Genomic DNA, 24,672 nt, shown 5'->3' with positions numbered 1-24,672 from the left:
AACGGACGCGACGATCGGCACAACAGTTGCTCGCATACTCCAATCCGCTCATGGATCTGAGGTCGAGAACTTTTGCCATCCCTTTCGCGTCAGGAATACAACGGCGATCTACCCGCGCGCAAGCGACATGCAGCCGAGGCACAGGAGGTTTTCTACGGGATGAATATTAAAGGCGTGAATCATTTTTGCTTCTCCGTTTCGGATCTGGAACGGTCCGTGGCGTTCTATCAGGACGTATTCGGGGCGAAGCTGCTGGTGACCGGCCGCAAGCTCGCTTATTTCGACCTGCAGGGGATGTGGATCGCGCTCAACCAAGAGGATATCGAGCGATCCACGGAGCCGGGGACTTATACGCATATCGCGTTCACGCTGGACGAAGAAGAGTTCGACGCCGCCGTCGAGCGGCTGAACGAGCTGAACGTCTGCGTGCTGCCGGGCCGGCTGCGCGACGAGCGGGACAAGCGGTCGGTCTACTTCCTCGATCCGGACGGCCACCGGTTCGAATTCCATACGGGGTCGCTGGCCGACCGCATGGCCTACTATCGGGAAGAGAAGTCGCATATGGTTTTTTATGATTGAAGTAGGATGGAGGGACGCAGATGCTCTACCATTTCAGCGAGAATCCGAACATCCCGTTGTTCGAGCCGAGACAGAAGGCGAACCGGACGAACATGCCGCCCGTCGTCTGGGCGATCGACGAGGAGCATGAATATACGTTCTATTGCCCGCGTAATTGTCCGCGCATCGCCTACCGCCGCACGGGACCGATGAGCGCGGAAGCCGAGCGGCTGCTGTTCGGGGCGTCCGGCGCGGACAGCGTCCTCGCCATGGAGAGCCGATGGCATGCGGAGCTGGATCGCTGCACGATCTACCGCTACGTCTTCGAACCGGATGGTTTCGAACCGTTCGATGCGACGGCCGGCTACTATATCGCCGAGCAGACGGTCCGCCCCGTGCGCGTCGAGGCGTATGGCGGACTTGTCGGGCGGCTGCTCGCCACAGGGATCGAGCTGCGGTTCATGCCCGATTTGCATCCGCTGCGCGACGCCGTGCTCTCGTCGGGGATACGGGATTTCGGCATCCACCGGTTTGAATTCGCCGGGAGAGCGTGAAGCGGCGATGATTGAATGATTATGGAAGGAACGAATACGGCTGGATGGAATGCGATGGATCGGAGGCGACGCGTTTGAGAAGAGCATTGGCGGGCGGCTTCATGCTGCTCGGCGGCATTGGGTTGTACATGGGAACGAGACTGGCGGCGCTGAAGTTCACGGAATTAATGATCGGATCGCAGCACACGTATGCGGAAGACGGGGTTCGGATGTTATACGATTCGGCCCTCCGCGGCAACGGCTTCATGACCGTCGGTATCCTCGGCATTGTACTAGCCGTGCTGGGTTTCCTCTTGCTTCTCATGGATTTGGGTCTGGGCGGATTTATTCGCAGGCAGCGGGACCGGATACGAGAGAACAACCGGGCTTTCGAAGCGGAGTATTGGGAAGCCAAGCGAAAACGCGACGCCGACGAGGGGAGCTAGGCTCGTTCGCCGGGGGCGGCGTTCATACGAATATCGGCCTCCCGTTGATCGGGAACGGCATGGCGGGTAAGATGAACGTATAGGCGCGTCAAGGAAGGAGGAATAGATCCATGCTGGACCGGATATTCGAATTCGCAAAGGGATACGTCGTGTCGTTTATCGTCTGTTTCCTATTGGCTCTCCTTCTCGTCGGCGCGATAAGCTTCGTCGCGAACGGAAGTTGACGGGAGGATCGGCGCGGACATGAAGGAACTGGCAGAGTTGACGGAGAAAGAGTTGTTGGGCCGGCTGGCGGAACCGGGCAACCGGGAGGCCGTCCTGTTCTTCACCCCGCTGTGCGGCACGTGCAAAGTCGCCGAACGGATGCTGCAGGTCGTCGAAGCGTCGGGCAAAGCCATCCCGCTGCACAAGCTCAACATTAATTACGCGCGGGAGCTGCGACAGCGCTGGCAGATCGCGAGCGTGCCTTGCCTGGTCGTGGTCGAGGCGGGCGAAGTGCAGGCGCGGGAATACGCGATGCATGGCGTCGACTTTTTATTCGACTTATTAAAGGAGGCATGAGGGATGGATTATCGTTATCCGATCGGACCGTTCGCGCATGAGGGAGCGGTCGCGCCGGAGCAACGGGAGTTATGGATTCGGGAGATCGAGAAGCTGCCCGCCAAGCTGCGCCTGGCGGTAGAGGGGCTCAGCGAGGAACAGCTGGACACGCCGTACCGCGACGGCGGTTGGACCGTGCGGCAAGTGGTGCATCATGTGGCGGACAGCCATATGAACAGCTTGACGCGCTTCAAGCTCGCGCTGACGGAAGAGCGCCCGACGATCAAGCCTTACGCGGAAGAACGTTGGGCCGAGCTCGCCGATGCGAAGACGGCCCCGATCGAGATATCGCTGCATCTGCTCGAGGCGCTGCACGAGCGCTGGGTGCTGCTGCTCGAATCGTTGACGGAGGCGGAGTACGCGCGCGCGTTCTACCATCCGGAGTCGGGGGAGACCGTGGCGCTCGATTGGAACCTCGGATTCTATGCGTGGCATGGCAATCACCACGCGGCGCATATTACGACGCTTCGGGCGCGCAAGGGCTGGTAATCGTTTGTTCAATGCTGCATAACATGCGCGTTCAGACCGCCGGCAACGGCGGTTTTGTTGTTTTGTCGGTGCCGCAAGCAGGTAGGCTCGGGCTGGATGCGCGGGGTGAAAAGGAAATTCAGCTTCCTCCCTCGCATAGTTTTTGGGCCATGGGTCAAGCTATCCTCGAAATCGAAAACGAGGGCGAGGGAGCGCAAGAAATTATGATGACATCCAAACGCGTGTTATTGGCCGGGACGGCGCTGATGCTGGCCTTGGCCGCTTCGGGCTGCGCGGGGCAGCAGCAAGAGAACCCGTCCGGCGCGGAGAACGGCAAGAGCGCGCCGAAGAACGAATCGAAGGCGCAGCAAGCCGGCGAAGGCAGACCGATGCTGCAGGGCGGCAACGAAACCCAAAGCAAGAGCAAGGCGCAACCCGGAGGTCGCATGCAAGCCAAAACGAACGAATCGCAGCCGAGCAAGCTGCAAGTGAACGATAACGAAGCGACCATCGGACTTCAGCAAATCGACGGGAAGCCGTACGTGTCGCTTCGCGATCTGCTGGGACCGGTCGGCTATCAGATGCGGCTCTCCGACGACGGCCGCGAAGTGATGATCGGCGGCACCGACCCGCTGTACAAGGTAGGTCTGGACTCCGTCAAAGCCGAGCGCGACGGTCAAACCATCATGCTGGCCGAGCCGGCCAAACGGAAGGGCGACGACGTGCTTATTCCGGAGTCGGCGCTCGGCGATTTGTTCCAAGAAGACATCCGCTATACCAACGGCGGCTCGGATATTAAGCTGAGTCCGCTATCCGATGACCGCGAGAGCATGCGCGATCTGGAGAAGGGCGACGTCAGCGAGCAGCCGGGCGGCCAGCAGCAGAGCGAGGCGAAGCAAGGCGGCGGCGGACCGATGATTATCGAGGGCGAAGAGGATGGCGGCGGCGGAATGAAAATGCAGGCGGCCGGGCTGCCGAACGTCGATATCGACGCGCTGATCCAAACGGCCATGAAATACCGCGGCGTGCCGTATTTGTTCGGCGCGGGCCCTTACTCGCGGACGAAGCGCTTCGATTGTTCGTCCTTCACGCAGTACGTATTCGCGAAGTACGGCATCAAATTGAAGCGAGTATCCTATAATCAAGCGGTACAGGGCATATTCGTCAGCAAGGCGAACCTGCGGCGGGGCGACTTGGTGTTCTTCTCGGTGCCGGGTCGGTTCAAATCCGACAAGAAAGTCGGGCACGTCGGCATTTATATCGGCAGCGGCCAAATGATTCACACGTTCTCGACGAATAGCGGCGGGGTGCATATCAGCTCGATCAAGTCCGGAACCTGGGCTAGACGCTATTTGCGCGCAAGACGCGTGGCAACGTAATCGTCGACGCGAGACGCCGGTGTCGATACCGGCACGAATACAGCGCGGGTGCCAGACGGCCTCGCGTTTTTTGCGCTTATCAAGTTGACGCTCCTCTCCCATCGAGAGACCCGATCGAGACGAACAGTCTGATAACCGGGGGCCGGCGAGCAGTTCGTTTCTCTTCGTCCGCTTTTGCGTTATGAAGAGGATATGTGCGTTTCGCGGAAGGAGAGAGACGAATGACCGAATGGATGAACGGCGCCTTGTGGTGGGACCGTCTGAACGTCATCGGAAGCAAGATAGCCGTTATCGTCGTCATACTGGGCATCACATGGCTCATTCTAAAGGTGCGCCGCACGGTGATCCGGCGCGTCTTCACGCTAACCCGGCTGGACGAGAAGCAGCGCGCGACGCTGGAATCGCTGCTCATGTCGCTGACCCGTTATATTCTATATATCGTGGCGGGGCTGATGTGCATCGGCAACATTGGCATCAATATCGGCCCGATCATCGCGAGCGCGGGGGTCGTGGGGCTGGCGGTCGGCTTCGGCGCCCAGACGTTGGTGAAGGATCTGATCACGGGGTTTTTCATTATTTTCGAGGATCAATTCTCGGTCGGCGATTACGTGTCGATCAACGGGGGACAAATCAACGGCACCGTGACGAGCGTCGGCCTGCGGGCGACCAAAATCCGCACGTGGGCGCAGCACGTCGTCGTGATCCAGAACTCGGAAATTAAAATCAGCCAGAACTTCAACCGCGAGCGGATGCGCGCCATCGTCAACGTCTCCGTCCCGTTCGATACGGACCCGGCGATGATCGAAGAAGCGGTTGCGGCCGTATCCGAGCGGCTGACGGAATCGATGCCGTATTTGTTCTTGCGCGACGGTCACGATCAGCCGGTGGAGCCGCCGCAGCTCTACGGGTTGGCGGATCTGGCGGACAATCAGCTGGTGGCCAAATACACGATCACCTGCTTGGTGAAAGACGTGCATTATTGGCGGGCCGGGCGCGAGCTGCGCAAGGCGCTCGCCGAAGAGTTGATGGGCCGCGGCGTGGCCCTTGCGTAAACGAGAAGCTTCCTTCCGCTGCCGGTGCAGGGAAGGAGGCTTTGCTTCATTTCGCGCGCCCGGCGGCTCGATTGAGCGGGGCTTGGGCCGGCTTCTTACATCGCTTGCAGACCGGCTTGGTTGAGCAGGTTCCAAGGCTTGTTGTAGTGAGGCTGGAAGAAGAAGTCGACGTAGCCGAGCTCATCCATCGTCATGCCGTTCTGGATGCACACCGACAGCGTGTTGATCGCTTGCGTCAAATCGGCTTTCGAGAGAACCTGCGCGCCGATGATCCGGCCCGTTTGTTCGAGGTAGACGACTTTCAGCAGCACGTTCTCGAACGTCGGCATGAATTCGGGACGGTAGTTCTCGTTCAGGGTCACCGCTTTGACCTTCATGTCCGCGGCAATCGCGGCCGCTTCGGTCATGCCGGTCGACGCGATGTTGTAGTCGTAAATTTTGATGCCCGACGTGCCTTGGGTACCCATGTAACGGACCGTCGGCGTCACGAGATTGCGGGCGACGAGCGTGCCCATCCGGACGGCGTTGGTCGCCAGCGGGATATAGGCATGGGTGCCGGTCGGGTTGTAATGAATGGCGCAGCTGTCGCCGGCCGCGAACACATCCGGGTTGCTCGTGCGCATATATTCGTCCACGATGATCGCGCCGTTCGGCAGCATATCGACCTGTCCTTGGAGCAGCTCGGTATTCGGGCGGAAGCCGATGCACAGAATAACGAGGTCGGCTTCGAATTCGCCGTTCGTCGTCAGTACCTTGCGCACGCGGCCGTCTTGGCCTTCGAAGCCGGTGACGGTGCGGCCGAGCGCAAGCCGGATGCCGCGCTCTTCCAACGCGCTTTCGGCGACGGCCGTAAATTCGGGATCGAGGTATTTGAACATCGTGCGATCCATGTTATCGATCAGCGTCACGTCCTTGCCGAGCTGCTCGAACGCCTCGACGAGCTCGATGCCGATGTAGCCGGCGCCGACGACCGTGACGCGTTTCGCATCCTTGGCTTTCGCGATGATCGTCTGCGAGTGGGCGTAGTTTTTGCACAGCTGGATGTTCTCCATGCCGATGCCGGGCAGCTGCGGAATAATCGGCCACGAGCCGGTCGTCATGACGAGCTTGTCGTACGCGTCGGTGAATTCTTCGCCGGTGTCGAGATTGCGGACGCGCACCGTTTTGGCGGCCGTATCGACGTTCAGCACGTCATGTTTCATGCGGGTGTCGACCCCAAGCTCGGCAAGTTGGGCGGGCGACGCGTAGAAGAGCTTCTCGGCTTGCTTGACGACGCCGCTCACGTGGAGCGCGATGCCGCACGAGAGGAAGGAAATGTTGTCGTTCCGTTCATACACCGTAATCTGAGCCTCGGGATGATGTTGAACCATTTGCGTAATAGCTGCGGTTCCGGCATGGGTGCATCCAATCACGATCACTTTCATAGTCGTTTCCTCCTCGGATATGGTTGTGATTAAATTCACAATGTTAGCTATTTATTATGGCTGTGATTATTTTCACAACCCTCGATATCCTTATGTGATTATTTTCACAACCTCTTGATGGCTTAATCATACGGCGGCCGAGCCGGAATTGCAATAGGCGTTTTGACCGTTCGCGAATTGTTCACAATAGGTGCGGGGTATGGCTGACTGGCGCAGCGGTCGTACGTTCTCGCTGCGCCGCCGTGTGCAGGGCGTTAGTCTCTTCGTACCCCGTCTCCCGATGCTTGAGCAACCACGGTGCTTGGCCGCACAAGCGGAACAGCCTCATGATGCTCAATAAGCGAGACCGACCCGCGCGTTCGCGTACAACATGCTGTCAATTTGGCGGAAAGCGAATTCGGCCGTGTCCGGCACCGAAATTCTCACGCCGTCCTCCGGCAAATAATCGCGCTCCGCCCGGTAGACGCCCGTGTATTCGCCGTCCGGCAAATACGTCGGACAGACGATCGTCCACGCCAGTCCCGAATTCGCGAGCGTTCGATAGAACGCGTGATGCTCCTCGGCCGCTCTTGTGAGCGTGCGCTTCGATTCGCTGGACTGATACCGCAGCAGACCGGGTTCCGCGCGGCTGTTCAGAATGCCCGCCGTTCCGATCGCGATGATGCGTTCGATGCCGGCTTTTTGCATGGCATTCACGATCAGCGGCGCGCTCTCGCTCAGCACGCTGCCGCCGTCCGTGCTCAAGGCGCTGAGCACGACATCCGCTCCCTCCATCGCGGCGCGAAGCGCGACCGGATCGCACGCGCTCCCGGCGCACACGCGAAGTCTCTCGTCCGTCAGCGCCACGCGCTGCGGATCACGCGCCAGCATCGTTACGGCATGTCCGGCTTCAAGCGCGCGCGCCGCCAACTCGCGGCCGACTCGTCCGGTACCGCCCAATATGCATATGTTCATGGCTGTCTCCTCTTTCTCTATCGCGGAATGTAACGCGCTGCGCCGCTAAAAGACGGCGACAGCCGGTTCACCTTGTCTATCGGCATGCCCTGATTATACACAACTACGGGCAGGTTGGGACAAGGCCGGGGCGGATTTGAGGCGCGAGAATGAAACATGATATAGTAATGGAGCCGAAACACATCAGGATTTTATAGGGGCGATCACAGTGAGAATAGCGCAAAATTTAACGGACTTAATCGGAAATACGCCGCTTCTGGAGCTGCGAAACTATAGCAAGGCGAACGGACTTACGGCGAAACTTGTGGCGAAGCTGGAATATTTCAACCCGGCGGGCAGCGTGAAGGACCGCATCGGCTTCGCCATGATCAAGGATGCCGAAGAACGCGGCCTGCTCAAGCCGGATTCGGTCATTATCGAACCGACGAGCGGCAATACCGGCATTGGCTTGGCATTCGCGGCCGCGGCCATGGGGTATAAGCTGATCATTACGCTGCCGGAGTCGTTCAGCGTGGAGCGCCGCAAGCTGTTGCGCGCGCTCGGCGTGGAGCTCGTGCTGACGCCGGCGCAGGAGGGGATGGGGGGCGCGATCCGCAAGGCGGAAGAGCTCGCGGCCGAGCTGCCGAACGCGTTCATTCCGCAGCAATTCGAGAACCCGGCCAACCCGGCGATTCACCGGCAGACGACGGCGGAGGAGATTTGGCGCGATACGGAAGGCACCGTCGATTTATTCGTCGCTGGCGTCGGTACGGGCGGCACGATCAGCGGCGCGGGCAGTCGCTTGAAGGAGCTGAAGCCGACTCTTGCGGTAATCGCGGTCGAGCCATCCGACTCGCCGGTCCTCTCCGGCGGCGCGCGCGGCGCGCACCAGATTCAGGGCATCGGCGCCGGCTTCGTGCCGGGGAACTTCAACCGCGACGTCGTCGACGAGATCGTGCAAGTCGGCAATGAGCAGGCGCTCGAGACCGCGCGCCAGCTGAGCCGGCGCGAAGGGCTGCTGGTGGGGATTTCCTCCGGCGCTGCCGTCTTCGCCGCGGCCGAGCTTGCGAAGCGGCCGGAGAACGCGGGCAAGACGATCGTCGTCATGCTGCCGGATACGGGCGAGCGATACTTGTCGACGCCGCTCTTTTCGGAGGACTAAATGGAATAAGCAATGGGGCGTTTCCGCTTGCGGGAGCGCCTTTTTTGCGTTCGGGGGAGCGCGTGGATATGTACGCCCTGATTTGTTCCTATTCAGCTTTAGATGGCCATAGCTCGAGTCGACCTCGACGGTTCTGCACATTCGCGTTCCCGGGCGGTCTTGCGATCCATGTCTTATCGACGTTGCTTCCCCGTTTGCTTACCGCGCGTTTGCCTGGAGCGAGGGGAGTTGATGCGTTGCCACGGTGCGTTCGGCATTCGCCGCGCCGACGCCGAGCGCCGTGGCGATCAGGACCGTGAGCGCGAGGGCTGCCGCGGCAGCGTCGAGCTTTTTCATAGGTGAGAGATTCTCCTTTATGCAAGTTCGCTTGATTTGGTTCTCGTCTTATCATGGTAATCGATTAGGATGAGGCGCAAATGAACGGTAAGAACCAAATTGAACTGGAAATAATTCCAATGCATTATGCGACGAAATGTCGTATACAGGCGGCGTGCAATAGGAAGGGGATACTAGGTTGCCGATGAAGGATCCTCGTTTTCTGTTCCATTCGACAAAAGAAGAAGATACTTCTAGAGGAGAAGGGCCGGGGTAATCCCGGAAGATCAAAATGGCGCCGCGGGGAACAGTCCCCGGGACGCCATCGTCATTGACGGAGCGCGGCTTGGGCCAGCGCGCTGTCGGTTAAATTTCGATCGGGATTTTGCCGCCTACCGGCTCGAACGGTTCGGCTTCTGCTTCATACGCTTCGTAAGTCCGCGTATCGAGGAACAACGGCAGCCCTTCGGCCACATGAAAGGTCGTGCCGGAGAAGGAGCAACGGTCAAATCCGAAATCCATCGACGTTATGAGTACGGTGCAGTCCTTGAAGGAACACCCGATATAGTGAAAGCCATCGAATTGAATGGTTTCGTTCTCGAATACCTGGTTCATGACAAAGCGCATGCAAAGTTCAGCTCCTTTTGGGGTTGGTTCGGTGCAAATAGGGGCGACGCAACTTGTCCCTATGTTATCAGGAGCGGCGTGCGCAATTTGTCGGATTATGATGCGGATGGGTACGAAACACCTTAAGTTTTATTAAAACTTCGGGGTTAAAAAAGTAAGCGTTTTCTTCTTCGGATGGGCGGACCGGTTGCTATCCCCGCCTCTTGATTTAAGTCAATGCCGCTTCCGCAGGAGGCGTATTACACTACAATCAAGAACCAATATCGGGAGGGAATAGAATGATCGCACAGGATAGCAGAGGGGAGCGCCGCATGTTAGCGTTGACGGCCGGCGTCGCGCTGCTTGCGATGGCGGCAGCCGCGGCTTTTGCGTATGGTTACGCGCATGGGCGTCTGCTTGCGGAAGGAGACGGGGCAGCGACCTTGCATAATCTACAGGCGCATTCATGGCTGCTGCGGGCAGAGCTATTCGGCTGGCTCATCATTCTCGTCTGCGACATCGTGGCGGCGTGGGCGCTGTATCTGTTTCTGAAGCCGGTTCATCCCGGGCTCGCGCTGCTTGGCGCTTGGCTGCGGCTGGCCTACGCGTCGATGCTCGGGATCGCGGTGGCCTGCTTGATCGGCGTGCTGGTTCTGACGAGCGGAGAGGTAGATTTCGCGGACGTTCAGACGCCTTCGCTGGCGCTTGCGGGGATGCGCGCCTTCGATACGGTCTGGTCGACGGGGCTGATCGTATTCGGCGTCCACCTGCTTGTCGTCGGCGCGCTCGCGCTGAGGTCGGCGGATATTCCCCGCGTCTGGGGAATTCTGCTGCTTATCGCCAGCGCCGGCTATATCGCGACGCATGCGTGCGGCGTCTTCTTCCCGCAATACGCCGGGATCGCGGCAGGTTTGGAGGCGGCGTTCACCGTGCCGATGGCGGCGGGGGAGTTGGGCTTTGCCCTATGGCTGCTGCTGCGAGGCGGCCGTATTGGACAGCGCCCGACCGCATTATGAGCGAGCCTCGCTCGCATCGCTCATGTCAACGTTCGCCTTCCCGCACCCTTTTCTTGATCCGGCTGAGCGATTCCGGCGTCATGCCGAGGTAGCTGGCCAGCTGATGCTGAGGGACCCGATCCGCGAGGCCGGGCCTTCGCCGCAGCATGGAACGATAGCGCTCTTCCGGCGTGGCGGCGATGAAGGCGGCGAACTCTTCCTGCATCTGCCCGAAGTTCGCCTCCATCATCCGGCGCGTCAACGTCTCGAGCTGCGCGTGCTTGCCGTACATGTCCTGCTCGATCGCAAGCTCGCCGACGACCAGCACGCAGTCTTCGAGGCAGGTCAGCGCATGCTCGGACGCGCGGTCCGGTCGATGCTCGTTGAATAACGCGATGGTCTGCTCCTCCGTGTAGAAATTGGAGGTGATGTCTCGGCCGGCCTCGTCGACCGCGTGCTGCCGGACGCAGCCCTTCAGCACGAAATAACACGAGGTCGTCTTCTCGCCCTGACGCAGGAGGATGGTGCCTCTCCCGAATTGCTCCACCCGAATATCGCCGGCGATCGCCTGCTGCTCCTCCGCGCTCAAGGTCGTGTACCGGCTCATATAGCGGAACAAAATGTCTTTCATCCGTCATGCCTCCCGTCGTCCGTCGGCTTCTGCTCTCATTATAAACCGGGCGAACGATTAGGGGCGTGAGTCATTCGTATCCTAAATCGTCTGCCCGGTAAAAAGCTGTCAAACCAATCCGCTTTGGCTGAATGCTGCATTCCCGCTCTTACGACCGTGAACGCAAACCAATCCGCTGTGTGGCGTCTAATTTTCGAACTCGACAAACTTCGCGGCCGCCTGTTCCGTCGTAACGATATAACGGCGGAGGGGATGGAGCGATGATTATTTTTATTTCTTCCAAATTGACCGGCAAAGTGAACCGGCTGGTCCGGCAGCGCCAGACCCGTCTGCTCATCAGGAGATTGCAGCCCGAGTTCGATAAACTGAAGGCGAGCCGGCGTCCGAGCGGACAGGACGCTTGACGCGGGCAGGCCGCGGCGCATACGATCGTGTGAAGAGACTCCCGCGGCGAGCGGGAGAGAGCGGAGGACAGGACCGATGCCAAGCAACATGACGGTGCGCGCGTTCAAATACGGCGCGCGCCCGCATTACGAGTGGGAGACGACGCTGCTCGAGCGGGGCGACGCGCATGTTTTCGTACTGAGCGCGCTAGGGCGGCGGTTGCGCCATTTTACGAAGAACGCCGTGTTTACGATCGACCGCTGGACGGTAGAGTATTTCGCGGCGGACTGCTGGTTCACGGTGAGCGCCGACGTGGTTGACGGTCGGATCGTGCATTATTATTGCAATGTGAACGAACCGGCCCGCATAAGCGAAGACGAGGTGTCGTTCGTCGATCTCGATCTGGATTTGTTGGGCGCGGACGGGCTGTGGCGAGTCGTCGACGAAGACGAATTCGCTCAGAACTCAGTCGCCTTCGGTTATCCGGAAGCGTTGATCGCGCGGGTGAGAGAAGAGCTTGCCGCCTTGCGGCGGCGCATCGAAGAAGGCGGGTTTCCGTTCGACGGGACGCTAGAGCGGCTGGCGGCGAAGGTGCCTCGGAATATGTAAAGATGCGGCTTGGCCATCTCGTCAACCGTTCTGCCGGCGGCGGGAACGAGAACAAGCCTGCGGGCGCTCCGCATTGCACGCGGAGCGCCCGCAGGCTTGTCTATTGCAGGGCAGGCCGAAAGAGCGGCCGCGCGGATCAGCGCTGAGGCTGCTCCGAAGCTTGCGCGATACGAAGTTCGACGTCGATATTGCCCCGGGTCGCGTTAGAGTATGGACACATCTGGTGTGCCGCCTCTGCCAGCTCGCGGGCTTGCGTCTCGTCCAGGCTGGGAATCGCGATCTCCAGCACGACCGACAGCTTATATGTATGGCGCTCGTCCTTGTTCAGCGCGACATGGGCGGTGACTTGGGAGTCCGCCGCTTCAATTCCTTTGCCGCGGGCGATCATCTTCAGCGCGCTGTGGAAGCAGGCGCCGTAGCCGGCCGCGAACAGCTGCTCCGGGTTCGTCCCGTTCTGCGCGCCTTCTTGCGGCATGCCGAGCTTCACGTTCAATTGGCCGTCATCGGAGCGCACGAAGCCTTCGCGGCCCCCGTGGGAAGTGACATGGGCGGTATAGACCGTTTTCAATAACATCCTTCTCCTTTCGCTATGACGCTTACGAGCTTCTTTACCCGCTTGGCCCGCGGCGTGAATCGCGGCGTCGTTCCGCCGGGCCGCGGAGGAGACGTTCGTGCTATAATGACAGGAGAGCTAACGAACCCGAGGTGATCATCCTATGGCGAAAAAAAGAAAACCCGCCGCGCCGTCCGCGCCCTCCGCGCAGGACAAACCGGCGACGCTGGCGGACCTGCTTCGTCCCGAGATGGTGCAGAAGCTAAAGGCGCAATCCGACCAGCTGAAGGCGGCCGAGGCGCAGCAGCGGGAAGACGCGCGCGTCCGGGCCGAAGAAGCGCGCAAAGCCGAGCAGAAGCGGCTGGATAACGATTTCGAACATTTGCTGAACAACAGCAAGCTCGACTGGCGCAAGCACAAGTAGCGCGGCGTACCGCGCGAACGGGAGCTGCCGAGCGGCGAACCAATCAAGACCGGCGGTAACCCCGCCGGTCTTATTCGCGTTGCTGCCCCACTCGACTTGCGTATACCAGCCACGAAGCGTGGATGACCGCGAATAGGGGTATACCATATTCAACTTGGCATTAGGCGGGCTTAAGTACCAGGTACCAGACGAAGATGGTACTTATTCGACCTTCGTTCGGCCGCTATACTGAGAGCATCGGCAGCGAGTGCGGTCGTACAAGGCTGCTCGCAGCTGCCGATCTTTGACCGAAGCCATGACTTCAACTAGGAGGGTTCTTCCGATGCAGAAGACCTATGTCATCCGAACGGGATACGCGCTCGGGGCGGCCATGATCGCCGCCGCGGCGATTTACTTTTTTGCTTCGGGATGGGGGGCGTTCGGCCGCGCAACCCGGATTGCGCTTAGCGTGCTGCTGACCGCCGCGTTGTACGGCGCCTCCTATGCGCTCTGGCGCCGTCCCCGCACCGCTTGGCTCGGGCGGATCGCGGCGGTGACGGGCTGCGTCGCGTTCGGCGTCAGCGTCGTCTTGCTGGGGAGGATCTATAATTCGCACGCGGACAGCTACGGGCTGTTTCTGATGTGGAGCGTGCCCACGCTGCTCTTCGCTTGGTTCGCCGGGTATTGGCCGTTCAAGCTGCTCGCCTACGCGCTGCTGCACCTGGCGTTCTACGCCTACGTCGACGCGGCCGGATGGCGGAGTCCGGACGAGACGCTGGACTTTATCGTCGGCGCGCTGGTCGCCGCGGCGAATCTCGCGCTGTTCCTGCTGCTGGCGAAATACCGCGGCGAGGAGAAACTGCTGCGCACGCTCGCTTTTCTGATGACGGGTTTCCAGCTTGTCTATCTGTCGAACTCCTTGAGCTTCGATTCGGCAGGACTGCTGATGAATGCGGGATTCGTCGTATGGGTCGCCGCCGTTACCCGTTCCGCGCTGCGCCACCGCCGGGACGGCAAGCAGCTATTGGCGATGGCCGGCCTGCACGCGGCGTGTTTTCTCATTCTGAAATATATCGAGCTGGTCGTCCATTACCCGAACGTCCTGTTCTTCGCGCTTGGCGTCGCCTTCGTAATCGGGCTGCTCGCCGCGAGCGCCGTCTTCATCCGCTTCTTGAACCGGTTGGATGCGGATGAGCCGGGTGCCTACGGGGAGGAGGGCCTGCAGCGGGAGCATGAACTTGCGCAACCTGCGGATGCGCCGACTTCGGCGGGAGCGGGGCGGAAGCGCGCAAGCCGCAGAACGGTGGCGGCGCTCGATATTCAACGCGTGCTGTGGGCCGTCGTCAGCGGCGTTGGCGTCGTGATCGGCGCGGCCTGCATCGTCGGGCTGACCGTGCTGGCGGCGGAGGACGCCACGCCCGAGGCGCTGGCGGTTATCAGCGTCCTGCTGCTGCTCGCGGCGGCATTCGCGATGAAGGCCGTGCCGGCGCCGATCCGGTTCACGGTGCTGATGACCGCCGTCCTGCTCGGCCTCGTGACGGCCGCGTGGGCCGGCAAGCCGATGTACGCGCTGCTCTATGTCGCGCTGTCGCTGATCGCGTGGGCGCTAACCAAGGGAATCGCGAAGCCGCTCCTCTTCTATGCATTGGCGAACGTGTATGCCTTCTGGCTGATGGATGCGGCGCTGCCCGACTCGCTGCGGGGCGGGTGGAACCAGCTGGCTGCCCTGTTCGCGGTCAACGCGCTGGCTTGGGCGGCGGGCTCGCTCGTACGGGACGCCGACCGGAAGCGGTCGCTGCGCTATGCCGCCTATTTGGCGCTGCTGACGCTTGGCCTGCTGCTCACGTGGGAAGAAGCCGGCCAGATGACGCGTTTCATCGCCGCCAGCTTGATTTATTTCGGCGCGCTGACGGCGCTGCTGCTGACGCAAGCGCACGGGGCGAACCGCTTTTACTATCGTTGGGGCGCGGCCGCATGGGCGGTCTTCCTGGCCGTCAAATATTACGATACCGCGTGGAAGCTGCTGCACAAATCGTTCAGTCTCGCCTTAGCCGGCGTGCTCGCCATCGCCTTGACGGCGCTTTACGACCGCAGATTCGGCAGCCGGGAAGCCGCGGAAGCGCCTTCTGTAACGAGTCTAGGCGCCAAAGCATTCGTGTCGATTCTGCTGCTCCAAGGTTTGCTGCTGGGCGGTACGATCACGGTCAACGAGACGGCGCTGGCAGGCGGGACGACGGTCAAGCTGGAGCTGGCTCCGCTGGATCCGCGCTCGCTGCTGCAGGGGGATTACGTCGAGCTGAATTACGGGATTTCAACGCCTCCCGATCGGGCGGCCAGCGCCTTCGAGCAGCTCGAATACGGCGCCAAGATCAAGGTTGTGCTCGCGCCGGACGCTTCGGGCGTGTATCGGTTCAACCGCTTGCACCATAGCGGAGAGAAGCTCGGGGCCGGCGAGGTCGCGTTGAACGGCCGATGGGAAGGGTTCCGGATCGAATACGGCATCGAGCACTTCTTCATTCCGGAGGGAACGGGAGGCGAGGTCGAGCGAACGGCCAAGTTCGCGGAAGTCGTCGTCGGCCTTTCGGGCAACGGCATGATCGTCGGCCTGCTCCCTCGTTAAGATGCGGGACCGGATAGATTGCGGGCGGCGTCCGATAGGCGCCGCTTTTTGGCGCGAGCGTTGCCGTGGCGCGGCGGACGCAGGTATATTCGCTAGCTCGGCGGGGTACAATAAATTGACAACAAGAGGTGTAACACGCTATGCTATTTTACATAAAAATCTTGAAAATAGGCGGTCTGAACAATGGCATTCAACCCGAAAATTACGGACATGGAAGTGTCGGATATCAATGACAAGACGCAACTGTACCAGTACGTTGTGACCCTTAATGACAAGTCAAAATATCGGTTGTTCCTTAGCAAAAACCCGGAGTGGAACCTGCAAGCGGCCAATCGCCTGCTGAACATTCCATGCCCGATGTGCCGCAAGGACTACTACTGCAAGTGCATGGATAAGCACCTCGACAAGCTCGAGGCCGAGTTCCTTACCAAGATCGAAGCGCAAGCGTAAGTGTCCCAGCCCAAACATAAGCCGCGCCCGCCGAGCAGCATGCTGCCAGGCGGGCGCGGCTTTTCGTTTCGGGACAGGCAGGCCCTTATCCGCGATAGTAGATGTGTACTTTCTTCGTCTCGCCGTCCCAATACGCGTTGCCGCCGAGCAAATTGGCCGCCGTTCGCACCGGCACGTACGTCGTGGAATCGATCACGGAGAAATTAGTGACGGCGGTCTCGCCGAATTGCGGCTGTTTGTCGACGTTGTCCCACGTGACCGGGTTGCTCGTCGCCGCGCCGATCTGGCGAAGCGGGGCGTACACGTGACCGTCGATGCTGCGTCCATACCCGGCCAGTTTGTCGTTGATGACGATTTTGATCGTGTCCGGCTTCGTCGTATCGTCGTCTTCGACCTCGGTATGCGTGCCGGTATACTGGTCGAAGAAAGCGCGTTCCATCACGTTCAGGTCGACGTTGCCGCTAATGCCGTCCGTCTGTCCGCTCTGGGAATATTGAAAGACGGCCCATCGGCTCCACGTGCTGTTGGCCATCGGCTTGTTCACGCCGTAGTGGGCGATCCAGAGCGGATACTCTCCCAGCTCCTTGCCAAGATAAGACCGCGCGAAGCTCGCGCCCGAGTAGATCATGACGGGATGTCCGGTCTGCCTGCGCACGTCCTCCAGCCAAGCGTCGACCCAGTCGGTGAGGGCCGCCGCGCCAATGGAAGACGCGGCGCCTTCCACGTCGAGAACATGAGGGAAGTCGGCGTCGTAGCCGCTGATCGTGCCGACGAAGTGCGCCGCTTCGGCGGCCGGGGTATTGCGCTCCGGATGCGCGTAGTGATAGAATCCGATTTTTACGTCTGCCGCCTTGGCGCCCGTGACGTTGCGTTCGAACCGAGGGTCGGTCGAACTGTTGCCCTCCGAAGACTTGATGAAGGCGAACAATTTGCCAGCCGCTTTGACCCGGCTCCAATTCACGTCGCCTTGATACCTGCTTACGTCAATGCCATCGACATTGCTATCGCTTCTCGCCTGCATATCGCCATCCTCCTTATTATGATCAGTCTATGCGGCTCGTCGCGCCTCCGACACGGCCAGGCTGCCGGAGGTAAGGAATGTTACGGACGGATTTCATACTTGCGGGCGCTTGGCCTATAATAAATATTTGTAAACGTTCCGGCTGGATCCGGACCCGGATACATAAATCGGCTTGGGGGTTCTTATCATTATGCTATGGTGGGTGTATTTGATTTTGGCGGCAGCGGGGTTTCAAGGGCTTGCGATGCTCGTGTCGCGCGAGAAATTGCTGCGGTTCGACTTGGCGGTCATCGATTTCATTCAAGGATGGGAATCCGAGGGATTTACGGCGTTCGCCAAGACCGTGACGACGATCGGCTCGGGCAAGGTCGTCATACCGCTCGTGCTGGCGACGGCGGCCGTGCTCTTCGTCGTGCTGAAGCACCGGAAAGAGTTATATTTGCTCATCGGCGGCATGCTCGGTTCGACGCTGCTGAACGAAGGGTTGAAGCAGCTCTACGAGCGCGCGCGGCCGGATATTCACCGAATTATCGAGGAGACGGGCTACAGTTTTCCGAGCGGGCATTCGATGGCGTCGTTCACGTTCTACGGCCTGCTCACGTATTTGCTGTGGCGCCATATGCCGTCGAAGCGCTGGCGCGGCGCGCTGGTCGCGTTCAGCGTGTTCATGATCGTCTGCATCGGCACCTCCCGCGTCTACCTCGGCGTGCATTATACATCCGACGTGCTCGGCGGGTATTGGGTCAGCGCCTGTTGGCTGGCCGTCTGCGTCAAATTATTCCGCCGCCTGGCGCATGTGCGCCGATAGCGAAATCCTGACCTGCACAAAGCCGTAGCACACCCGGCTTCCAGCGATGAAAGCGAGTGTGCCTACTTTACCTTATGGGGGTATGCGCTTGGATTATGACCGCTTCCGAACGGGGCGGTCATTTTTTATGCCCGATTGGCCGGAGAGGAGGCGATTTGGCCCGGAATAACGCGCGACGGGAGAGGGTGAATGACCGAATATTCGTTTGACAATTCTGACAGATGGGGGTACACTTAGCGTACGCTTAATTCCCGTGACGCTAAGGATCGGGAAGCGGGGGAACCAATTTCGGCCCCGTTGGCGCTTCGCTTGCCACGCGCAAGAGGAACGCTGCGGCCGGAACGCTTGCAGGCTTAATCGTCTGCGGGCAGGGGCGAATCGTTACGCCGGTAACGTAGGGAACCATCTATCCCGAGTCCGTCAGCTAACCTCGTCAGCAGAAGATGGGTCCCGTGATCAGCACCAACTTCGCTCACATTCAGGAGACCCGAACGAACGGGTCTTTTTGTTGTTTCATGAAGACCCGGTTGCAGTCCGAAGGCTTGTCGCGCCGTGCGCGCGTGAGGCTTTCGGGCGAAAGCGCTGGTCTTTTTTTTCTCCGGAACGAAACGCGCCGCCGACGCTTCATGAAGAGGCCTTTATCCATCATCTTACCCGATCATTATACGAGAAGGAGGTTTCTGCCATGCCAAGCCAGGACCCTATGAATCCGGCCGTCATCCAGGAGTCTGCCGCCCTAGCCGGCGGCCATCCGCGGACAGACGACGTCTTGCCCCACCTTCCCGAGGAAGCGGAATATTACGCGACGCTGATCGATTGGAACGACCCGCATGATCCGCTCCGCCTGTTGCATGATCCGCAGAATCGGCTGAACGGACGCGCCGGGGCGATTACGCCGCACGACGGGCTGCTGGACACCGTGCCGGGCTGCCAGCATGCGTTCGGCTCGAACGCGCTGCTGAACATCGCGCCGGAATGGTTGACCGATACGGCCAATCTTGAACCGGGACTCGCGTACATTGCCGGCCATCCGGAGATTAACCACGTGCTGCTGAGCGGATTCGACGGCTTTGGCCTCTCGATGCAGCAGCTGTCGATTCTGCTTGGTCGGCTTCGCGCGATCAGCCACGTGCAGATCATTCGGCTGACGACGGAGCTTCCCGTTCGCCAGCCGCGGCGCATTTACGAGAATGAGCAGCTGCTGGAACTGCTGCGGGCGCATTCGACGCCCGAGCGACGGATCTACGTGACGGCGCATATTACGCATCCGCGCGAACTGACCGCCGAAGCGAAACTGAGCTTGGAAGCGCTGCAGCAAGCGGGCGCGATCGTCGTCAACCGGACGCTGTTGATGCGCGGGATCAACGACGACGCCGCGGTGTTGGGCGAGCTGCTCGATAAGCTCGTTTGGGCGGGCGTGGCGCCGTATTATTTGGCCATGACGAACCCGAACGGCGCGCATGAGGCGCATGCCATTCCGCTCGTCCGCGCCTATGAATTGGTCGAGGAGGCGAAGGCGCTTACGACCGGTCTCGGCAAACGGGTACGGTTGTCGATGAATCATGCTTCCGGCATCGTCGAAGTGCTGGCGGTCGAGGATGGCCGCGCATACATGAAGCTGTACCGGGCGGGCGACGCGCGGCAGGGGCGTTTCGTCATGCGGGATTGCGGACCGGAGCTGACGTGGTTCGACGAGCTGCACGTGACGGAATCGGAAGCTCGCGCCGCGGCGGAATCCGAAGCCAGCGCCGCTCTGGAGACGGGCGGCGATCTCTGGCTGGAGCCTGCCCCGGACGTACGCATCGACTGGAAACAAGGCGAGCTCAGCGAGGAGATCGTCTCGATCAACATGATGCCGATCGGAGACTAAGCGGTTGATCCGACTTGCGTAGCGTTCCATATAGCGACGAACGACCGACAGGCGAATGCGGCCTGCCGGTTGTTTGGCGTTCAAATCGTTGCGACGCGCGCCAAAAAGCCCGGGACCGACTCGCGGTTCCGGGCCTTTCATAATTGCAACGTCAGTGCGATGCCGCGTACTCGGCTTCTTCGGCTGCCGGGTCCATGCGTTCCTTGCTCATGATCCATGCGGAGACGAAGGCGAGGGCGGCAGGAATAACGCCGATCGCGAACGTGAACGTGATCGAAGAGGATAGCCCCTCCGTGACTTTGTCCAGCACGTCGCCCGGGATGTTCTGACGGACGGCCGGGTTCAGCAGCGCATGCGGATCGCTGAAGTCGAGTCCTTCCGGCACGGTCTGGCCGGTGCCGGCGAACGAGTCGGACAGCTTGCGCGTCAGCGCGTGGCTCTGCAGAATGCCGAAGATCGTGATGCCGAGCGTCATGCCGAGCGAACGCAGGAAGTTAAGCGTCGAGCTTGCCGCTCCCCGCTGCTTGGCGGAGAAGGAGTGAATGGCGGCGTTGCTCAGGACGGAGAACGAAGCGCCGATGCCAAGACCGACCAATACCATGTACGCCGTCACCGTGACCCGGGACGAATCCGGCGACAGCGTCGTCAGCAGGGCAAGACCGACGACGAGTATGAGCAGTGTCGGGAGCATGATCGAGCGGTACGGCAGCTTAGTGAGCAGGAAGCCGCCGCCGGTAGCGGTGACGACGGAGCCGAGCATCATCGGCAGCAGCACCAGGCCGGAATTCGTCGCGCTGCCCCCCAGCACGCCTTGTATAAAGATCGGGATGTAGACCGACGCCGTAATGAATGCCGCGCCGCTTAGCATCGCGATGAGGTTGCTCGACGCGTACAGGCGGTTCTTGAACATGCTGAACGAGATGATCGGCTCCGCCGCGCGAGCTTCGATGAACAAGAACGCGATGCCGAACGCCGCGAAGCCCGCGAACAGGCCGAGTATCTGGCCGGAGCTCCATGCGTACTCTTTGCCGCCGAGTTCCAGCGCGAAGATGAGACAGACGATCGCGCCGATGAGCGTGACGGCGCCGAACCAGTCGATCGGTTGTTTGCTGTGCTCGTGCGATTCCTTATAGAAGAACGCGATCATCGCGAAGGAAAGCAGGCCGAGCGGCAAGTTGATGTAGAAGATCCATTCCCAGCCGATGTAGTCGGTGATGTACGCGCCGAGCAGCGGGCCGAATATGCTCGACATGCCGAAGACGGCGCCGAACAGGCCGCCGAGCTTGCCGCGGTCTTGCGGCGGGACGGCATCGAACATGATCGTGAAGGTGATCGGAATTAGCGCGCCCCCGCCGATGCCTTGGATGACCCGGTAGAGCGACAGCTCGACGATCGAGTCCGCGGTGCCGCACATAATCGAGCCGATCATGAAGACGATGATGCCGAAGACGAAGAAGCGTTTGCGCCCGTACATATCGGACAGTTTGCCGAAGATCGGCATGCCGGCCATTTCGGCGACCATGTAGGCGGAGGTGACCCAGACGAATTTGTCCAAGCCGCCCATCTCGCCGATGATCGTGCCCATCGAGGTCGCGACGATCGTGTTGTCCATCGATGCCATCAAGATGGCAAGGAGGAGGCCGGCGATGACGACGCCGGAGGATTTAGGTTTGGTGCTTATTTTCGTGCTCATGTAAGGGTAGATTCCTTTCTCGCTTGGATTGGTCCACGTGCGTCGGTCGTGGAAGTTTCCATAATTGACCTTCACATATGATACCTTGGCGCCGCGTAATTTAAAACAGTTGTTTTTCGGCTAGTTTTAGTATAGCCATCTATTCCTGACAGCAGTTTGTCAGGGTTCGAACGAGGGGACTTCTTTTTATTTCGGGGAGCCGGCGCCCCGCTTGGACGGGAACGAGCGCGGGCGGGTATACTAATGAGAGAAGGTCCATCTGCGAGTTTGGAAAAAAGGAGGCGGATCGCATGATCCACAAGGAACTCGTTTGGAAGGCAGCGGACGGCACCCGCATGTTCGGCTGCGAATGGACGCCGGAGCCGGGCGCGTTCGTCAAAGGCGTCGTCTGCATCGTGCACGGCATGGGCGAGCATGCAGGGCGCTACGAGCACGTAGCGGGCATGCTGACGGTCGACGGCTGGGCGGTGCTCGCGTTCGATCAGCGTGGGCATGGGCGCACGGAAGGCAAGCGCGGCCATACGCCGACGTACGAGGCGCTGCTTGAAGGCGTGGATTGGCTGCTAAAGCAGGCGGCCGAGCGCTATCCGGGCTTGCCGTGCTTTTTGTTCGGACACAGCATGGGCGGCAACGTGGCGATCAATTATCTGCTGCGCCGCAAGCCGGAGCTGGCGGGAGCCATTATCACGGGTCCCTGGCTGAAGCTGGCCTTTCAACCGCCGAAGTTGTCGGTCGTCGTGGGCCGGATCGTGGAGAAGGTATACCCGGCCTTCTCGAACGCGCGCCCGCTGGCCGTGCAGAACTTGACGACCGACCCGGAGATGGCCAAACGGTATATCGAGGATCCGCTCGGGCACGGGAATATTACGGCGGCGTTCTTCTTCGGCGTGCAGCGGGCGGGGCTGTGGGCGCTTGCGCACGCGTCCGGGCTGACCGTGCCGACGCTGCTTATGCACGGCGGGGATGACAAGGTGACCTCGCTTGCGGCCAGCCGACAGTTCGCCGAATACGCGGGCGAGACGTGCGAATTCATGGCCTGGCCGGGCTTCAAGCACGAGCTGCACAACGAGCGGGGCCGAAGCGAGGTGTTCGCCAGCATGTTGTTATGGCTGAATGCGCGGCGCATCGCCGTTGAAGCATAAACAACGCGGCCATCCTCGGCGGCCCGCGCGGACATCGGTTGTTCACATTGCGCTGGTACACTGGTAGCAGACGAACTTGCGACCGGGAGGGAAAGAGCGATGCCGCCGTGGACGACCGAGTTCGAGGATGCCGTGACGCCGCATTTTGCGCATCTTCGGACGTACTGCCGCTATTTGACGGCGAATGCATGGGAAGCCGAGGATTTATTTCAAGACGTTATGCTGCGAGCTTACCAGCATTTCCGCAAAGCCGGCGAGTTTCGGCATCCGCGTTCGCTGCTGTACAAGATCGCCCGCAATCTGACGATCGACGCCCACCGCAGACGGCGAAGCGTGCACGTCCCGGTGGATGAAGCGATGCAGCATCCGACCCACGACCCGAATTACGCGACCGTGCGGGGGATGATGGAATGGATGGCCGAGACGCTGTCGGAGCGGGAAGTCGAGATGCTTATGCTGGCCGAGGTGCTCGGGTATTCTTATCTGGATATCGCGCAGCGGCTAGGCTGCACGGTGCCCGCGGTCAAAATGGTGCTGCATCGCTCCAAATCCACGCTCCGCAAGCGAACGGCCGCATCGTACGAGACCGGCTTCAGGCCGGAGCGCCCGGGTCCCGTACGCCAAGCGGGCGAACGAGCGCTTGCCGTGGACCGCTGGACGGATGCGTTGATGCGGCTAGGGTAGCCGGAATAACCGCAGTCCGCGATAACAAGGGAAGCCGGAGCGGAATCCGACTTTCCCGGGCGCGACGGGAAGCAACGCGTTCCGTAACGCTTCATAATAACCTCTGTTTCCCCGTTCTTTCGCCAAAGCCGGTCAAGGGCCGGCCTTAATCCTCGATCCTCTCGGCTTCCGCCGCCGACGAGCGAAACCCGAAACCCGAAACCCGAAACCAAATTAAATCCGATATAAAGGCACGGCCTTCGCTTGCATGGTCCAGCTAAATTAGAATAGGCCATAGTCGTCGTAACCTGCGTCATTGAGAAAATTTACAATTAATTGGAAAATAACTCGTATGAGGGCGGGAGAAAGCGTCCATAATGTTGGGAAATCCTGTAATTCGAAAGAGGTAACCGAGGTATGATGCATATCGGCGTCGTCGCGGCGCTGCTCGTCATCAATTGGAAGCAAGCCGCGTTCGCGAAATGGAGGAGCTATCATGCCACCATCCTGTACATTATCGTTTGCGATTTGACCTACCACTATCTCTGCTCGCGCTATCCGTTATGGGTGTATGAGCTGCATAGACCGATAGGCAGCCGCTTCGCGACCGAATTGCTGTACACGCTGCTGTTTCTGCCGCTAACGGCGCTGCTGTATTTGGCGCGTTATCCGTGGGAAAGAAATTGGGCGGCGAAGGGGCGGTATATGTTGGGCTGGATCGCGGCGTACGCGTCGTGGGAGTGGTTGTTCCTCTCGCTGAAGGGGATTTCGCATCATAACGGGTGGAGCATGACGTGGTCGCTTCTCTTCTATTGCGAAATGTTCCCGATGCTGGCGCTGCACAGCAAGCGACCAAGGACGGCCTATGCGCTGAGCGTCGTTTGCGCGGGCGTATGGCTGGTCCTCTTCCGGGTGCCGCTTCTATGACCGTCCGACGGTCGGAGGACGTCGCGCGGCCTCTCCTGGACGCGGCTCTGGCGAGCTTCGCAACGACCGCATATCGCGAACCGCGCGCGACACGGCCAGCAGCATGGCGCTGACGGCGGCCAGATCGACCGCGATCAGCAGGCAGAGTCTAGCGAAGAAGCCGAGCGGGGGACCGGGCTCCGGCAGCCGCGTGCCCATGATCCTCTCCGCAACCGCGGATTTGACGTGAGCGTGCAGCGCCGGACCGCCAGGCGCTCCGGCCGTTCGTGCCGTCCCGGCGAACCAGCGGTCCGCGGACGCCAGGGCGGCCGCGCCGGAGGCGAACAGAACCAGCGAGAGGATGAGGTTAAGGGCGAGCCTGGCGCGTCGTCGCGTGGTGGTCATCGGCGGGCGTTCCTCCTTTAGCGTGCTTGCGGCATCATGCCAT

At 60.4% G+C, this 24,672-nt stretch carries 28 protein-coding genes and 1 riboswitch; of the genes, 19 read left to right on the top strand and 9 right to left on the bottom strand.

Annotated features, from left to right (window positions below):
- Positions 1 to 159: 159 nt before the first annotated feature.
- The 7 genes from fosB (at position 160) to BCM02_RS26320 (ending at position 5,036) form a co-directional block, all read left to right on the top strand.
- Positions 160 to 579, top strand: a complete 420-nt coding sequence (gene fosB, locus BCM02_RS26350; RefSeq protein WP_148932133.1) for a metallothiol transferase FosB — start codon at positions 160 to 162, stop codon at positions 577 to 579.
- A gap of 20 nt (positions 580 to 599) precedes the next feature.
- Positions 600 to 1,112 (top strand): DUF6886 family protein, encoded by a 513-nt coding sequence (locus BCM02_RS26345; protein ID WP_148932132.1) that lies wholly within the window; start codon positions 600 to 602, stop codon positions 1,110 to 1,112.
- A 74-nt stretch (positions 1,113 to 1,186) separates the two neighbouring features.
- Entirely contained in the window at positions 1,187 to 1,537 is a 351-nt protein-coding gene (locus BCM02_RS26340; protein ID WP_148932131.1) for a hypothetical protein, read from the top strand.
- Between the two features lie 243 nt (positions 1,538 to 1,780).
- Complete coding sequence (locus BCM02_RS26335; protein ID WP_148932130.1) at positions 1,781 to 2,098, top strand: thioredoxin family protein; 318 nt, start codon at positions 1,781 to 1,783, stop codon at positions 2,096 to 2,098.
- A 3-nt stretch (positions 2,099 to 2,101) separates the two neighbouring features.
- Positions 2,102 to 2,626 (top strand): YfiT family bacillithiol transferase, encoded by a 525-nt coding sequence (locus tag BCM02_RS26330; protein WP_148932129.1) that lies wholly within the window; start codon positions 2,102 to 2,104, stop codon positions 2,624 to 2,626.
- 203 nt (positions 2,627 to 2,829) lie between these two features.
- Entirely contained in the window at positions 2,830 to 3,984 is a 1,155-nt protein-coding gene (locus BCM02_RS26325) for a C40 family peptidase (RefSeq protein WP_246183565.1), read from the top strand.
- Positions 3,985 to 4,205: 221 nt separating this feature from the next.
- Entirely contained in the window at positions 4,206 to 5,036 is an 831-nt protein-coding gene (locus tag BCM02_RS26320; protein WP_148932128.1) for a mechanosensitive ion channel family protein, read from the top strand.
- 95 nt (positions 5,037 to 5,131) lie between these two features.
- Here the strand turns inward: BCM02_RS26320 and BCM02_RS26315 are convergent, their stop codons facing one another.
- The gene (locus tag BCM02_RS26315) at positions 5,132 to 6,460 is read right to left on the bottom strand and encodes an FAD-dependent oxidoreductase (RefSeq protein ID WP_148932127.1); all 1,329 of its coding nucleotides are present in this window, start codon (positions 6,458 to 6,460) and stop codon (positions 5,132 to 5,134) included.
- A 333-nt stretch (positions 6,461 to 6,793) separates the two neighbouring features.
- Complete coding sequence (locus BCM02_RS26310) at positions 6,794 to 7,414, bottom strand: NAD(P)-dependent oxidoreductase (protein ID WP_148932126.1); 621 nt, start codon at positions 7,412 to 7,414, stop codon at positions 6,794 to 6,796.
- A gap of 208 nt (positions 7,415 to 7,622) precedes the next feature.
- Here BCM02_RS26310 and cysK point away from each other — a divergent pair, with 208 nt between their 5' ends.
- A complete protein-coding gene (cysK, locus tag BCM02_RS26305; protein WP_148932125.1) occupies positions 7,623 to 8,555 on the top strand; it encodes a cysteine synthase A in 933 nt (310 codons plus the stop codon).
- A gap of 198 nt (positions 8,556 to 8,753) precedes the next feature.
- Here cysK and BCM02_RS35450 read toward each other — a convergent pair whose 3' ends face one another.
- A complete protein-coding gene (locus BCM02_RS35450; RefSeq protein WP_187434417.1) occupies positions 8,754 to 8,891 on the bottom strand; it encodes a hypothetical protein in 138 nt (45 codons plus the stop codon).
- 345 nt (positions 8,892 to 9,236) lie between these two features.
- Positions 9,237 to 9,497 carry a hypothetical protein gene (locus tag BCM02_RS26300; protein WP_148932124.1) on the bottom strand — a complete coding sequence of 87 codons (261 nt, stop codon included), beginning with the start codon at positions 9,495 to 9,497 and terminating at the stop codon, positions 9,237 to 9,239.
- 278 nt (positions 9,498 to 9,775) lie between these two features.
- On the opposite strand from BCM02_RS26300, the gene BCM02_RS26295 reads away from it, so the two are divergent.
- Positions 9,776 to 10,492, top strand: a complete 717-nt coding sequence (locus tag BCM02_RS26295) for a DUF4386 domain-containing protein (RefSeq protein WP_148932123.1) — start codon at positions 9,776 to 9,778, stop codon at positions 10,490 to 10,492.
- A 25-nt stretch (positions 10,493 to 10,517) separates the two neighbouring features.
- Here BCM02_RS26295 and BCM02_RS26290 read toward each other — a convergent pair whose 3' ends face one another.
- The gene (locus BCM02_RS26290) at positions 10,518 to 11,102 is read right to left on the bottom strand and encodes a Crp/Fnr family transcriptional regulator (RefSeq protein WP_148932122.1); all 585 of its coding nucleotides are present in this window, start codon (positions 11,100 to 11,102) and stop codon (positions 10,518 to 10,520) included.
- 260 nt (positions 11,103 to 11,362) lie between these two features.
- Between BCM02_RS26290 and BCM02_RS35445 the strand changes: the two genes are divergently transcribed.
- Both BCM02_RS35445 and BCM02_RS26285 read left to right on the top strand, forming a co-directional pair.
- Positions 11,363 to 11,506: a hypothetical protein gene (locus BCM02_RS35445; RefSeq protein ID WP_187434416.1), complete on the top strand. Its 144-nt coding sequence runs from the start codon at positions 11,363 to 11,365 to the stop codon at positions 11,504 to 11,506.
- A 76-nt stretch (positions 11,507 to 11,582) separates the two neighbouring features.
- Entirely contained in the window at positions 11,583 to 12,095 is a 513-nt protein-coding gene (locus BCM02_RS26285; protein ID WP_148932121.1) for a DUF402 domain-containing protein, read from the top strand.
- A gap of 136 nt (positions 12,096 to 12,231) precedes the next feature.
- Here BCM02_RS26285 and BCM02_RS26280 read toward each other — a convergent pair whose 3' ends face one another.
- The gene (locus BCM02_RS26280; protein WP_281288237.1) at positions 12,232 to 12,663 is read right to left on the bottom strand and encodes an organic hydroperoxide resistance protein; all 432 of its coding nucleotides are present in this window, start codon (positions 12,661 to 12,663) and stop codon (positions 12,232 to 12,234) included.
- A gap of 148 nt (positions 12,664 to 12,811) precedes the next feature.
- Here BCM02_RS26280 and BCM02_RS26275 point away from each other — a divergent pair, with 148 nt between their 5' ends.
- From BCM02_RS26275 to BCM02_RS26265, 3 genes are all read left to right on the top strand, one after another.
- The gene (locus BCM02_RS26275) at positions 12,812 to 13,072 is read left to right on the top strand and encodes a YqkE family protein (protein WP_148932119.1); all 261 of its coding nucleotides are present in this window, start codon (positions 12,812 to 12,814) and stop codon (positions 13,070 to 13,072) included.
- Between the two features lie 322 nt (positions 13,073 to 13,394).
- Positions 13,395 to 15,671 (top strand): GDYXXLXY domain-containing protein, encoded by a 2,277-nt coding sequence (locus BCM02_RS26270; RefSeq protein ID WP_187434415.1) that lies wholly within the window; start codon positions 13,395 to 13,397, stop codon positions 15,669 to 15,671.
- Between the two features lie 183 nt (positions 15,672 to 15,854).
- Positions 15,855 to 16,121, top strand: a complete 267-nt coding sequence (locus BCM02_RS26265; protein WP_148932117.1) for a hypothetical protein — start codon at positions 15,855 to 15,857, stop codon at positions 16,119 to 16,121.
- Between the two features lie 85 nt (positions 16,122 to 16,206).
- Here BCM02_RS26265 and BCM02_RS26260 read toward each other — a convergent pair whose 3' ends face one another.
- Positions 16,207 to 17,142, bottom strand: a complete 936-nt coding sequence (locus BCM02_RS26260) for a GH25 family lysozyme (RefSeq protein ID WP_148932116.1) — start codon at positions 17,140 to 17,142, stop codon at positions 16,207 to 16,209.
- A gap of 190 nt (positions 17,143 to 17,332) precedes the next feature.
- On the opposite strand from BCM02_RS26260, the gene BCM02_RS26255 reads away from it, so the two are divergent.
- Positions 17,333 to 17,950 (top strand): phosphatase PAP2 family protein, encoded by a 618-nt coding sequence (locus tag BCM02_RS26255; protein ID WP_148932115.1) that lies wholly within the window; start codon positions 17,333 to 17,335, stop codon positions 17,948 to 17,950.
- A gap of 231 nt (positions 17,951 to 18,181) precedes the next feature.
- A riboswitch (cyclic di-AMP (ydaO/yuaA leader) is annotated at positions 18,182 to 18,402 on the top strand.
- A 233-nt stretch (positions 18,403 to 18,635) separates the two neighbouring features.
- The gene (locus BCM02_RS26250) at positions 18,636 to 19,820 is read left to right on the top strand and encodes a KamA family radical SAM protein (RefSeq protein ID WP_148932114.1); all 1,185 of its coding nucleotides are present in this window, start codon (positions 18,636 to 18,638) and stop codon (positions 19,818 to 19,820) included.
- A gap of 151 nt (positions 19,821 to 19,971) precedes the next feature.
- Here BCM02_RS26250 and BCM02_RS26245 read toward each other — a convergent pair whose 3' ends face one another.
- A complete protein-coding gene (locus BCM02_RS26245) occupies positions 19,972 to 21,513 on the bottom strand; it encodes an MDR family MFS transporter (RefSeq protein WP_148932113.1) in 1,542 nt (513 codons plus the stop codon).
- Positions 21,514 to 21,803: 290 nt separating this feature from the next.
- Between BCM02_RS26245 and BCM02_RS26240 the strand changes: the two genes are divergently transcribed.
- From BCM02_RS26240 to BCM02_RS26230, 3 genes are all read left to right on the top strand, one after another.
- Positions 21,804 to 22,655, top strand: a complete 852-nt coding sequence (locus BCM02_RS26240) for an alpha/beta hydrolase (protein WP_148932112.1) — start codon at positions 21,804 to 21,806, stop codon at positions 22,653 to 22,655.
- 99 nt (positions 22,656 to 22,754) lie between these two features.
- Positions 22,755 to 23,339 carry an RNA polymerase sigma factor gene (locus BCM02_RS26235; protein ID WP_148932111.1) on the top strand — a complete coding sequence of 195 codons (585 nt, stop codon included), beginning with the start codon at positions 22,755 to 22,757 and terminating at the stop codon, positions 23,337 to 23,339.
- Positions 23,340 to 23,735: 396 nt separating this feature from the next.
- On the top strand, positions 23,736 to 24,245 hold the full coding sequence (locus BCM02_RS26230; RefSeq protein ID WP_148932110.1) for a CBO0543 family protein: 510 nt from the start codon (positions 23,736 to 23,738) through the stop codon (positions 24,243 to 24,245).
- Here the strand turns inward: BCM02_RS26230 and BCM02_RS26225 are convergent.
- Positions 24,240 to 24,629 (bottom strand): hypothetical protein, encoded by a 390-nt coding sequence (locus BCM02_RS26225; protein WP_148932109.1) that lies wholly within the window; start codon positions 24,627 to 24,629, stop codon positions 24,240 to 24,242. The genes BCM02_RS26230 and BCM02_RS26225 overlap by 6 nt on opposite strands.
- Between the last annotated feature and the right edge of the window lie 43 nt (positions 24,630 to 24,672).

The organism is Paenibacillus methanolicus, assembly GCF_008124765.1.
GTDB classification, from domain to species: domain Bacteria; phylum Bacillota; class Bacilli; order Paenibacillales; family Paenibacillaceae; genus Paenibacillus_Z; species Paenibacillus_Z methanolicus.
This window is presented reverse-complemented; position numbering and strand designations above follow the sequence as displayed.